Origin of the sequence: Pseudomonas sp. B21-040, from assembly GCF_024748695.1 — a bacterium.
GTDB lineage: Bacteria > Pseudomonadota > Gammaproteobacteria > Pseudomonadales > Pseudomonadaceae > Aquipseudomonas.
In genome coordinates, this window is the sequence record NZ_CP087176.1 from 2185788 (window position 1) to 2196998 (window position 11211).

Genomic DNA, 11211 nt, shown 5'->3' on the forward strand with positions numbered 1-11211 from the left:
ACCTCAAATAATTTTCATACGGCCGGGATAGGCAATGTTGCGGGGGCGGGTTTCTTCGTCACCCACGCGACCGATGAAGGGGGGTGAAGTGTTTCTGGCCTCGACATGGTCTAGTCGAGCGTTACCTCCAGCGAGTGAGGAGGGTGCCGAAAGAAGTGCTACACGGTCGCCCGTGCCTGATCCGAAAGAGACGGGGTGGGTGTGACGTTCAAGATTGTCGGGTGTCCACGAGCCGGCTATCCGCCCGACAATTCGCCACTCCCCAGCACCATCCGTTTGCGATGCGTTGGAAGCTGTTATCTCCCCTTCACCGACCGAAATAACGGTTGTGCCACTCGGAAAATCGCCACCCTCCAGCGTCATACCAATCTTTACACGCCCGCGACCGTTGAGGTGGGTGATGACAGGGCTACCGGATTTCGTAACCCCCTTCAGGGTCGATTTGTCGACGCGCCGATCTTCGTCGAGCACCCTGAAAAATTCGCCTCGCGCCTCGGGTATGCGAAACGTCGATTTGTAATCACCGAAGGTCCAGGCACCCTCCATATACGAATACTTTTCCGGGTACAGCATTCCCGACTGTTGGGCGTGATCCCACAGCCATGGCCATTCATCCCTTTGGAGTAATTGCCCATTCATGGCGCCGTACCCTCCGGGGCTGAACACGGTCGTGGTTTCAAAGACCGGGCGACCCAGCGTTGTGCTATCGAAGCGCCCAATCGGCCACCAACTCCCGGCACCATCGCTGCGCAAGTGCCACCAATCGCCCGCGCCCATCAACACCAGAAAGGGGTAGCCCGCCGGGTTCAGATGCGTGTGGAATTTCAGCTTGTCTTTGCCTTTCGCCTTGATGACCAGGCGATGGATGCTGTTGTCTTTGCGGTGAACGATGACATTGCGCCGGCCCACGGTGGCATCGGCTGACGGCAGTTGGATGTTCAACGCCCCCGCGCTGGCATCGATCAGGACGAAGCCCATCTCTGTGGGTTTTAACGTTCGGGATGACGATACGCTGGTGAAGGCAGTCCCTGCATTGACGGATCGATCCACATAGTCACGGGTGGCCAGCACCACGGACGGATCGATCTTGAGCTGAATATTCGCGGTGCCGTTGGTGATGATGTGCATCCGCACCACTTGGTTGCGCCCCGAACCTTGGGCCAGCAGCGGTTTGTAGCTGGGCGCCAGATTCGCGACGGCCGAAAACACACCGTCCTTGTCCTCAAGGGCGAGCTCCCTCATCCACCAGCCGCCCACTTCGGGTGGTAACACGACTTCGGCAATCAACACGTTCGAATCAGTAGGCGAGACGCGCAGTTGATTGAGCTGCGCGCGGTGTACCTGATTGATCAACTTGGTCTGTGAAGGATCAGGTACGGGGTCGGTGCCGTTGGCATCGCCGATCAGCATGTGGCTCGGTTCCCAAGGCATGCCGAGGGCGTCGCAGTTGGTTTTCTTGGCGGCTCCGAGGGTGGTGAGCATGCCGCCGAAAAGGGTGTTCTTATCAACCATGAAGGTACACGTCCAGTTCGTCGAGGGTGTAAATGCGAGTGCCGCCGTAACCTTGGATGAACACGTCGATGTCCGGGTTGACCCACGGGTAGACATCGATTTCGTCGCCGTCATCGACGGCAATTGTGGCGTGGGTATCGACGCGGGTTTCCAGAATGATGTCGAGGCTGGTCAGGTGGCGGGTGAGGGGCTTGGCGTCGTCGATGAGCCAAGTGAGTTCCTGATACATCCGTTCGGTGATGCCGGTTTCGGAGACGCTGATGTTTAAGGCAAAGGTCGCGCGAGGGCCGAGGGGGATGGTCTGCCACCACTCCACGACTTCGATCACAAAGCCCAATGGCTCGACAACGCGGCGCAGTGAGCCGAGGGTGCCTTTGCGCGAGTGGATGTAGTACGCGGAGCGGATAGCGGAGCGCTTGGCTGCTTCGGGCCATTGGCTGTCCCAGCGGTCTACCGAGAAAGCCCAGGCCAGATAAGGCAGCAAGGGCAAAGGGCAAAGGTCTGGGTTGTGGAGTTGGCGCAGCGGGATCGGTACGCGTTGGATCTGGGCCAAGGCTTGAGCGGTTTGGTGTTCCAGTGGTGTGGCGTTGCGCGGCAGCAGTGAAAGGTCAGGCATCATCGAGACCCAGTGACAGGTCGATGTTGGTGCAGTACGGCGCCTGGTAGGGAGTAGCGACAATGTCGTCCCAATCGTCCAGCACCACTTTGCGCACGCCCTCTACATGCAGCGAGGCGTGGAGGATGGATTCGGAGACCTCCAGCCCCAGCCGACGGCGTTGATGCACAAATTTCAGCAGCCGTTCTTTGGCCGCTTTCAGGATCAGCTCTGACTCTGGCCCCGATGTTAAGAGGTAGAGTTCGGCGCTGATTTCATAGTTGATGATCTGCGCGCCTTGAACCCTCAGGCGGTCGCCTAATGGGCGGCGGTCATCGTCGCTCAGGTAGGCTTTCACGGTGGCCAGCAGATCCGCCGAGGCGCTGCCATTGCCCAGTGCCGATTGCACGGTGATGACCGCCTCCGCAGGTTTCGGACTTTCTGCTGTGGCATCCGCCACACGACCGTCGGCGGAACGTGCGTGGAAGATGTAGCTGTTGCGCGGGCCGGCGGTACTGAGACCTTCCCAGGCCATTTGGGCTCGTTCGCGTAGGCTGTCGTCGCTTTCCATCAGCTTTGGAATGGGCGGCATAGCAGAAGGATTGGCGACCTGAATGATCAACCGCTTCACGTTGTAATTCGCGGCCAGGTTCTCCAGGTCTGCGCCCTTGGCCAGGGCGAGCATGTTCGCCACTGATGCCTCATTGACCCGCTGGCGCCAGACCATTTCGCGGTAAGCGTTTTCCTCGAGCAGTTTGGTTAGCGGCTCTGATTCCATGTTCAGGCGAGCCGCGATTTGTGACTGTTCCTCCACTGGCCAGAGGCTGATGGCATAGGCCTTGCGCTCGGCAAGGATCTGCTCGTAATCAATCTGTTCGACGACCTGTGGTGCCGGCAGTTGGCTCAGGTCGATGGCTACGAAGGTATTCATGCGCTGCCCCCCAGGCGCAAGGGAACACTCAGGCTCAGCGGCTCGTTGGTATCGACGATGCTGCCCTCTAGGTCCAGGGTTGCTTGGCCTGCCAATGTGGCTCCTAGTAATTGCACGCGGCTGAGACTGATGCGCGGATCCCAACGCATGAGGGCCATAACGGTGGCGGCGTAGGCTTGCAAGCGGGTGAAGTCGTTGAACGGCTGGTCCACCAGTTCGGGTAGCAAGCTGCCGTACTCTCGGCGCATGACGCGGGTGCCAATGCGGGTGGTGAGGATGTCGGTGATGGACTGGGTGATGTGTTCGACCAGATCGAGGGCGACGCCGGTTTCTCGGTTCATTGCGGCTGGCCTGTGATGCCGTTACCAGACATGACGCCGCCGTGGGGGTGTTTGACCAGGCTGATGTTGGCTGCAACCACATCCTCCGTCACGGTGACCTTACCGGTGATGGTCTGGTTGCCGGTTTGGGTGTAGTCGCCTTTATGGGTGATCGGACCGACGATGTGGATGCCGCCTTGGCTGACCAGGTTCGTGGTGCCGCCATTAGGCAGCGTGGCGTTCAGGTGGTGAGCGATGCTGTCGTATTCGATGACGGCGCCGTCGCGGTAGGTAAAACGGTGCAAGCCTTCGCGGTCGCCGTTGGCGGGGGAGTGGTCGCTGAACAAGCCGGTGAGGACGATGCCGTTGCCAAGTTGGCCGGAGGGGCTGAACAGGATGACCTGTTCTTTCACGGTAGGCGGGCTCCACTCGCGGTCGGCACCTGCTCGCGGGGCAATCCAGGGGAGCCAGCCGGTGGTCAGCGCGCCGGTTTTCACTCGCACTCGTGGGGGCTTCATCTGGGTTTCGGCGATGGTGCCGAGGCGGATGAGGTTTTCGATCAGGCGGGCGAGGGTAGGTAAGTCATTCATGAGAGCAATGGTGCCCGGGCGACTGAGTTAGTGCCGCTCGATTGACTTGTTGCTACCGGATTTACGGGGAATTCTCTGAAATACGAGTGCTGGAAAGCCGGCCTGAGAATCCAGGTTGGACACTCTAGTGGCAAAATAGTAGCCTCTTGAAATGATCTGTGAGACTCAACGGAGAAGTTACATGGCAGTTGATACTGGTTCGAAGCCTCTTTACCGTATTATGGATTTTTCTCGAGTTGTTCAGATTTTCGAAAAGCAAGAACTTTATTTTGCGAAACCTAGCACGTGGGAAGACCCCTATGAGCAACGTATAAAACATCCAAAAGATCATGCGCTTTTTGCTCAGTGCTGGTGTCAGTTAGGTATATCCGATGCAATGTGGAGGATTTACTCCCAGAATGGCATGGGGGTGCGCATATCTACCACTGTTGACAAATTAACAGCTGTATTGAAGGCTGCCTGCAAAGCGAATCAATATAAGTATCGCGTCAGAGAAGTGGTGTATAAGTCTCAGAAGTCTTTGAATTATCAAGCTAAAAAAATAACGGATGAACTGCGCGAGGTTTTTGATGTGAGGCGTGCTGCAGATATGCTTTACATGAAGAGGGACGCGTTTAGTCATGAGAGTGAATGGAGAGCCACTTTGCTAGCGCTTTCTGAAGATCGCGCTAGTGATAAAAAAGGCCTTACGATTCCGGTTGATCCTCATGGTTTTATTGATAGAATTCTTCTAGATCCTCGAGCGCCCGAAGAGTTAGTTAACGCGTTTCAGTATTATTTTAAGAATAAGCTTCAGTTTAAGGGGCCGGTTGTACGATCTGTACTTTATAAGGTTCCAGAATATTTCGATGTTGAAGAGGATGTTCTAAGTATTGAAGATATTTAAATCCTGAGAGTGATTGCTTGTGCGATAAGGGGCGACTTGCTAATTTTGTTCTGAGTTTGATGATGGTTTTATTCCATACTTGATTTTGAAAATTCATCCATCTTATGAGTAGGCTGGTTATGACAGATGAAAGAGTAGGGAGGTTTACCGAAGTCAAAAAAGCGGCCGGGAAATTTCCACTTGCTGATTATGCAGAGGCTTTACTGGACTCTTGTGTTGAAAGTGAGACGCTAAAAGAGATTCCGTTCGTGTCTACAGGCGTAGCGACACTTAAGTTGTTTCTTCAGTATAAGGAGGGGAAATTCAAGAAGAAAGTGAAGTCATTTGTTGATGCTGTTGGAGAGATGTCAAGTGACGAATGGGCCGCGTTTTCAGTTTCGTTAGAAAAGGAAGGCAGAAAAGAACAGTTTATTAATGAGTTGCTTGAAATTATCGAGCAGGTTAGCTCAGAGCAAAAAGCAAAAATTTTGGGTGGTGTCTTTCGGCGCTTAGTTAAAGAAGAGATTGAGTATGCGCAGTTTGAAGATCAAGTGAGGATTACAAATGATATGCTAACTTTGCATATTCATAATTTTATGCATGGTTATCATAATTCTTACATTTTGGAAGAGTCGCTCGGAGATGTTTTGGTTCCATATCGAATGGCAAGGCGTAAAGTTGAAATTGCCACAAAATCAATAAATATGTTGGCTGGTGAGACGGAGCAGTATATAAAAACTAGTTATGAAATAACTGGTATTGGATTTTCTTATCTGGTTTCGTTGCATCAGGTTTATAAAGAAAAAATTGAGCCTCGTCATCTCTATACAGGCCAGCTGGTGACACAATAAATATTCATATGAAAAGTCGGTCAATCAAACTGTCGCGGATCAGAGCAAGGTCCGCTTCGGTTAGCCCCAGCAATTCACGCTGTTCGTAACGTACATAGGGAGCTCCACGGTCCGCGCGGTCCTTCAAACCGTATTGGTGAACCTGTGCAATACGTGCAATTCGGCCTGTGAAACCAATGCTGATTGCATTGCCGTCACCCCGAACTTTTAAAAGGTTCGCTTTGCGTAGCTTCTGGAACATCCTAACCTTCCGCTTCACCCGCCCCTGTTTTCCGCCCAAGTCGCGCTGTTTACGCGGTGCGTATTTGTTGCCGGCCGGATTGCGCTGGGCAATGATTCGTTGCTGCTGACTACGGTGCAGTGTCTGGCCAAGGTAGCGGGCGAGCCGATTTCGCGATGCCGGCTCAAGCTGTCCGAGTAGGCCAGCCGCCCAGTCTTCTAGCGCTTCCAGGCGATTGGCCATTACGGTACTGCCCATTCGCTACCGGTGTTTTGAGTATCTGGTATCCAGTTCGGGTCGAGAAATGCCGCGACTCGCTGTGGTTCACCAGGATGACGGATTGTGGTGTTGCCTTCGTCATCCTGGCCTACCACCACACGTTCAGTCAGCGGCAACGTCAAACTCATGTCCACTTTGCTGCTGTCGAGAACGTCCGCCTCAAACTGGATGCCGTCGACGGACTTGCTCAGGTTCTCCAGCAACTCAGACTGATGCACGCTCAGCCAACCGAGCAGCGGCAACATGACGCTGTCGGGATGACCCGCGAAGTCGGTGAGGATGATCTGCAGATCGAAGCTGTATTCGAACGACAGGCTCGCCGCAGCGGTGCAGCGAACCTTGCCGTTGTCGATGAAGATCAGCAACCGGTCAGGGTTGTGCTTGAGTTCGGCAATGGTGGCCAGCAGATGGGTGCGCAGGCTATCGGGTTTGTTCATGGTCACCTGCGGGGCTGATGTGTAGATAAGCGATGTAAGGACGGATCATGCGGCCACCAACTGACCACAACCGCAGTTCTCATGCCGCTCGTAGGCGCGCTGGAGCTTGATGTCGTACAGGTTTCGTTGGTAGTGCGGTCCGTTGAAGAGCTTGGCGAACTCGGACCATTTGCGTGCCTTCAATGCCTTGTACAAAGCCGGGTCGGTTTCGATGAAGCGTACGAACGCATCGAACTGCTGCGATTCGTTTGTGCTCATGGCTGCGACGAAGTCTTGCGCGCCGGCATAGCCCAGACGTTTCCAGTGAAAGCCCATGATCTGGAAAGCGCCCCAGGAAGCGGATTCCAGGGCGGCAATGTCGTTAAGCACTCGGGCACTCCCCAGCCGTTGATGTTCGGCGCTACCGCCGACGTAGCCACCGGCTTTCGGATTGACGATGGCCGGGTGAGCGGCGGCGAGTTGATCGGCGCGGCGTTTAAGGTCGGCGGGGTTATCGCTTTCGTGTCGTACTTGCGAAAGCCGGCGGTACATGATGTGACGTTCGAACAGGATCACCGGTTTGCCGATGTCGAGAAAACCCATGCCCTTCGACTCGACTTCATTGACTGCGTAGACGGCAGCCAGCGGCACGTCGAGGCGTTGTGCGGCGTTGACCAGGTCGGCGTTTTTCAGCAGTTTCTGGCAGTCATTGCCGGCGAGCGCTGCCTGGGTTTTTGGGCCAGCGATGCCATCGGCCACTAGGCCAATGCTCAACTGATAAGCACGTACGGCCGCTTCAGTGGTTTCGCCGTAGTGGCCGTCAACGACCAGGCGGGCGCCGTTGTTGTTCAGTGTGGTTTGCAGGTGACGCACCGCTTGCGAGCGGTCGCCGTGACGTAATGGAATCATCGTGAGGCTTCCTTGCGAATGAAAAGTTTCCTTGCGGCAGCGCGGGTTCCTTCCACGCCGAGCAGGCCGATGATGCCACCAAAAAAAGGCGCGGTGGACGCGGAAACACCGAGCAACGGTAGGCCGTGGCTGGCGGCCAATGCCAAGGCACCGCAGAGCGGGGCTTCGATGGCGATGCGGCGCCAAGTGCCACCGCCGTACATGATTCGAAGGGCGGCGATGATCAAAGCCAGAAGGCCTGAGTACAGGGTCGGCCAGTGTTGTTCGAGCCAAGCTGCGAGCCAGGCCCAGGTGTCGGGACGTTCAGGCATGTGTTTCCTTCCATGGTTTAGTCGGTGGTTTCAATGGGTCAGTCCCATAGGTTCACCATTTGGCGGCGAGGGGCTGCGCTTTGTGTTTCGGGCATTTGCACGGCCAAGCCCAGTGGCAATGTAGGGCCGTGGTCGGCCAGCCCGGGATTGGCCTGCAGCACGGTTTCGGTCACGCCAGCGGTGCGGCCGTAATGCCGCCAGCAGAGGGCATCGACGGTATCGTTTTGCTGGGCGCGAACGGTGACGGCCATCAGATCAACTCCACGGTGGTGCGACCGAGGCCGAGGAAGTCGCGCACGGCCCAGCGTTGGTCGCGGCGCAGTTCGTCGATGCTGGGGGTGAGGTCGTCGGCGTTCTGGTTGCCGCTGTTGGTGCTGTCGTAGGAACGATAGCGCTCGCAGATTTCTGCACCGGTCGCGGCGTAGATCGCCCGTTGGTACAGGTGGATGAATTGCGACACATCTTTGACTCGATCGGCAGGGACGTCAGTGAGGGTGGCGTAGCCCTCGGCCTGTTGGGTACGGCGCCACTCGGCGAGCTCGCGGTTGACGCTAATGGCGGCGGCGATGGTCGCGGTTTCCAGTCGGATGGCGGTGACGCTGGCGTCGATCCGCAGCGTGCCGCGCACGTTGTCCAGATTGATCGATGGCCAGAAAGGGTCGGTGTTGATGTGGCCGGTGGGGGCCTTACCGCCCGCTATGAATCCGCTCATTACGCTGCACTCTGCAATAGGTCGCCGGTGGTCGAGGCTTCTCGTTCAGGTGCGTGGCCTGGCCGATCCGCCCCGAGCCGGCGGGGTGCGTGGGGACGCTAGGTTAGCTGCCGGTGGCAGCGAGTTTGTTGAGCAGGCGTTCGGCCCGCTCCAGATCTTTTTTGCCACCGCAGGCGTCGTGCAGTTCGATGGCTTTTTTCAGCAGGTCGATGCCGGCCTGAACTTGACCGGGTTGGCCGGGAAGTTCTTCGGTGATGCCTTCCAGGGTGGCGCGACCCATGGCGAGGAACAGCTTGGCGCGGGCCTGGTCGGGCATGTCTTCGGTGTCGGTCAGTTCGGCGGCGCGATGCAGGGTGGCCAGGTCGAACCGTTCGTTGATCTTCTGGGCACTCAAGGCCGCCGTGGCGATGTCTTCGGCGACCAGGCAGCCCAACGTGCGGGCGAAGCGGTCCGGCATGACCATTTTGTGCTTCAGCACGTACTCGGCGATGTCGAGGCCGCCGGTGAAGTCGCCGGCATCGAAGCGCCAGACCATGATGGTGGTCAGCACTTCGTCCTGCGCACCGAGCCCTGCTTCCAATACGCCTTGCACATAGGGCACGTAGTCGGGCAGCAACTGGCGTTTGAGTTCGGCCTTGCCCTGATTCGACTGGATCTGTTTCAGGCGCAGGCGATCTTGCAGCAACTGGTTGAGTTGATGTTCGTAGGCAGTGGCACCGGCCATGGTCTGGTTGGGTTCGACTGCGGCCGCCTCAATGGCGGCCGTGACGCGCAGGAAGTGATGACGGCAGGGGTTGGTCATGGTCATCGGCCTTACGATGCGATTTCGATATTTTCAGCGAGGGCCGCGCATTCCAGGTCCTCGATCACGTAGGCGTCGTTGACCGACTCGTAGTTTTCGATACGGTCGCGTTTGGCGTTGTCGAGGACGGTGCGACGGCGGCTGCCTTCCTGCCAGTAGATCGACAGGTTTTCGAGCTTGGTCACCAGCAACCCGCGCGCCGGGAAGTACGGCACACGGACCGCCGGCAGGTTGCCCAGGCGCTTCTGGCTGGTGACGATGTCGACGGCCAGCATCTCGCTCGGGGCGTTGTCCTTGTTGATGATCGGGAAGTATTTGTCGGCCAGCAGTTGGCGGCCGCAGATCACCACCAGGTCTGGGGCTTCCTGATACCAGGGCGCGATGAATTCTTCGACCATGCTGAACACCAGGGCGTCGAGGTTGGTGAAGTCCTTGCCGGCACCGATGGCGATCTTGCCGGAGCCTTCTGCGATTTCCTTCATCACTCGCGCGGCGTTTTCGGTACGCATCTTTTGCAGCCAACCGACATTGACGTCTTGGCGAAGTGGGTTGGTCGCCGGGTTGGACGTAGCGGCGCGGCTGGTGCCGTTCCAGCCGATCAGGATACGGTCCAGCGCCTGGCGTTTCAGGATCGCGTCTCGGATGCGTGCCTGGAAGTCGGGGAATTTGGCCCAGGCATCCAGTTTGCTGTAACGCAGGTGGGTGTCGAAGTTGGTATGCGAGCAGAAGTAGCCGCGATCATCGAGGGTGGTGATGTCGCTGGTTTCGCGGTCGTGCTGGGTGGTGTCAGTGGTGCCGGCGTTGGGTCCGCCGATGCCCATGCCGATCTTTTCGCCCATCTGCTCAGTGACGCCGTAGATGTTGATCGCGCTGAGGAACTGACTGGATTCCTGCATGCGGGTTTCCAGCGTTTGGGTGACGCTCGGCGAGGTGGCGAATTTGGTGGTGACGTCGGGCACGCCGTGCAGTTTGGTCAACTGGCCTAGGTAGGCGTTGAAGAGGTTGCGGGTGTCGTTGCGCATGGGGGTCGTCCTTGGTATCAGCAGTCGGTCATGACCTGGTTTCCGCCGCCAGTGACGGGAGGGCGTGTCTTTTGGTTGTGGTCCTGGGTGGTCGAAAGCTTGGTTTTCAGTTCGGTGAAGTCCTTGGCCAACTGGTCGAGCTGCGTTTTCAGCGCTCCGGAAAATTGCCTCTCCGCGGCCAGTTGTTCGGGCAGGTCTTTGACGTGTTCGGCGAGGGTTTCGACGGCTTGGCCGATCTGGGCGAACTCGCTGTCGTCCTTGGTCTGTTTGCCTTTGAGCAGGGTCTGTACCTTGCTGAAGAGCTGGGCGCCGAGGCTGGGCTTTTCTTCAAACTCTTCGAACGTCAATTCGGCTTCGACGGCCTCGGTGAACATCGACGTTGCGGAGTAGTGGCGGTCCTTGAAGGGGCTGACGTCGGGTTTCTGCGCCGAGAAGGCGAGTACGTCGGTGCCGAGGCTGGCCGGGGAGTCGGTCACCGCCAGACCGACGATGTAGGCCTCGCCGGTGTCGGCGAAGCTGTCGTCGATTTCGATTGATGTGTAGATCTTCTGCTTGGCCTTGTTCATGGCGATCAGTTCGAGGGTGGGCTCGACCTGGGCGAACAGGGCCAGTTTCTTTTGGCCGTTGATGTCGATTTCTTCGGTCTTTACGGCGAGGACGTCGCCGTAGGCCTTGAACGGACTGTCCGGCAGCAGGCTGCGGAAGTGCTCCAGCCAGATGCGGGCGCCGTAGGTGGACGGGTTGAAGTTCTTCGCGGCCTGTTCCAGCCAGTCGCGTTTGATGGTGCGCTTGTCCGAGGTGGCGCCTTCGACGGCGACGCGGAACCAGTTGCTGCGAAATTTCTTCATGCCGTGGATTCTCAGTGCGTTGCAATGA

16 protein-coding genes are annotated in these 11211 nt (G+C 57.3%); 2 read left to right on the plus strand and 14 right to left on the minus strand.

Going from position 1 to position 11211, the window contains the following annotated elements; genetic code table 11:
* Positions 1-3: 3 nt before the first annotated feature.
* The 5 genes from LOY55_RS09885 to LOY55_RS09905 are packed head-to-tail and all read right to left on the minus strand — an operon-like array spanning position 4 to position 3948.
* The gene (locus LOY55_RS09885) at positions 4-1512 is read right to left on the minus strand and encodes a phage tail protein (RefSeq protein WP_258667944.1); all 1509 of its coding nucleotides are present in this window, start codon (positions 1510-1512) and stop codon (positions 4-6) included.
* Complete coding sequence (locus LOY55_RS09890) at positions 1505-2128, minus strand: phage tail protein I (protein WP_258667945.1); 624 nt, start codon at positions 2126-2128, stop codon at positions 1505-1507. Before LOY55_RS09890 ends, LOY55_RS09885 begins: the two co-directional genes overlap by 8 nt.
* The gene (locus LOY55_RS09895) at positions 2121-3038 is read right to left on the minus strand and encodes a baseplate assembly protein (protein ID WP_258667946.1); all 918 of its coding nucleotides are present in this window, start codon (positions 3036-3038) and stop codon (positions 2121-2123) included. The genes LOY55_RS09890 and LOY55_RS09895 overlap by 8 nt, the downstream gene beginning before the upstream one ends.
* A complete protein-coding gene (locus LOY55_RS09900; protein WP_258667947.1) occupies positions 3035-3379 on the minus strand; it encodes a GPW/gp25 family protein in 345 nt (114 codons plus the stop codon). Before LOY55_RS09900 ends, LOY55_RS09895 begins: the two co-directional genes overlap by 4 nt.
* A complete protein-coding gene (locus tag LOY55_RS09905; RefSeq protein ID WP_258667948.1) occupies positions 3376-3948 on the minus strand; it encodes a phage baseplate assembly protein V in 573 nt (190 codons plus the stop codon). The genes LOY55_RS09900 and LOY55_RS09905 overlap by 4 nt, the downstream gene beginning before the upstream one ends.
* 181 nt (positions 3949-4129) lie before the next feature.
* On the opposite strand from LOY55_RS09905, the gene LOY55_RS09910 reads away from it, so the two are divergent.
* Positions 4130-4834 carry a DUF2971 domain-containing protein gene (locus LOY55_RS09910; protein WP_258667950.1) on the plus strand — a complete coding sequence of 235 codons (705 nt, stop codon included), beginning with the start codon at positions 4130-4132 and terminating at the stop codon, positions 4832-4834.
* 119 nt (positions 4835-4953) lie between these two features.
* Complete coding sequence (locus LOY55_RS09915) at positions 4954-5664, plus strand: hypothetical protein (RefSeq protein ID WP_258667951.1); 711 nt, start codon at positions 4954-4956, stop codon at positions 5662-5664.
* Positions 5665-5668: 4 nt separating this feature from the next.
* Here LOY55_RS09915 and LOY55_RS09920 read toward each other — a convergent pair whose 3' ends face one another.
* The 9 genes from LOY55_RS09920 to LOY55_RS09960 all read right to left on the minus strand — a co-directional run bounded on the left by LOY55_RS09920 (position 5669) and on the right by LOY55_RS09960 (position 11183).
* Positions 5669-6127 (minus strand): phage virion morphogenesis protein, encoded by a 459-nt coding sequence (locus LOY55_RS09920; protein WP_258667952.1) that lies wholly within the window; start codon positions 6125-6127, stop codon positions 5669-5671.
* On the minus strand, positions 6127-6600 hold the full coding sequence (locus LOY55_RS09925) for a phage tail protein (protein ID WP_258667953.1): 474 nt from the start codon (positions 6598-6600) through the stop codon (positions 6127-6129). The genes LOY55_RS09920 and LOY55_RS09925 overlap by 1 nt, the downstream gene beginning before the upstream one ends.
* A gap of 45 nt (positions 6601-6645) precedes the next feature.
* Positions 6646-7488 (minus strand): N-acetylmuramidase family protein, encoded by an 843-nt coding sequence (locus LOY55_RS09930; RefSeq protein ID WP_258667954.1) that lies wholly within the window; start codon positions 7486-7488, stop codon positions 6646-6648.
* On the minus strand, positions 7485-7799 hold the full coding sequence (locus LOY55_RS09935) for a phage holin, lambda family (RefSeq protein ID WP_258667955.1): 315 nt from the start codon (positions 7797-7799) through the stop codon (positions 7485-7487). The genes LOY55_RS09930 and LOY55_RS09935 overlap by 4 nt, the downstream gene beginning before the upstream one ends.
* Positions 7800-7837: 38 nt before the next feature.
* Complete coding sequence (locus tag LOY55_RS09940) at positions 7838-8050, minus strand: tail protein X (RefSeq protein ID WP_258667956.1); 213 nt, start codon at positions 8048-8050, stop codon at positions 7838-7840.
* The gene (locus LOY55_RS09945; protein ID WP_258667957.1) at positions 8050-8511 is read right to left on the minus strand and encodes a head completion/stabilization protein; all 462 of its coding nucleotides are present in this window, start codon (positions 8509-8511) and stop codon (positions 8050-8052) included. The genes LOY55_RS09940 and LOY55_RS09945 overlap by 1 nt, the downstream gene beginning before the upstream one ends.
* A 103-nt stretch (positions 8512-8614) precedes the next feature.
* Positions 8615-9313, minus strand: a complete 699-nt coding sequence (locus tag LOY55_RS09950) for a terminase endonuclease subunit (RefSeq protein ID WP_258667958.1) — start codon at positions 9311-9313, stop codon at positions 8615-8617.
* 11 nt (positions 9314-9324) lie between these two features.
* Positions 9325-10335 (minus strand): phage major capsid protein, P2 family, encoded by a 1011-nt coding sequence (locus tag LOY55_RS09955; RefSeq protein ID WP_258667959.1) that lies wholly within the window; start codon positions 10333-10335, stop codon positions 9325-9327.
* Positions 10336-10352: 17 nt separating this feature from the next.
* Positions 10353-11183 (minus strand): GPO family capsid scaffolding protein, encoded by an 831-nt coding sequence (locus tag LOY55_RS09960; RefSeq protein WP_258667960.1) that lies wholly within the window; start codon positions 11181-11183, stop codon positions 10353-10355.
* Positions 11184-11211 lie beyond the last annotated feature (28 nt).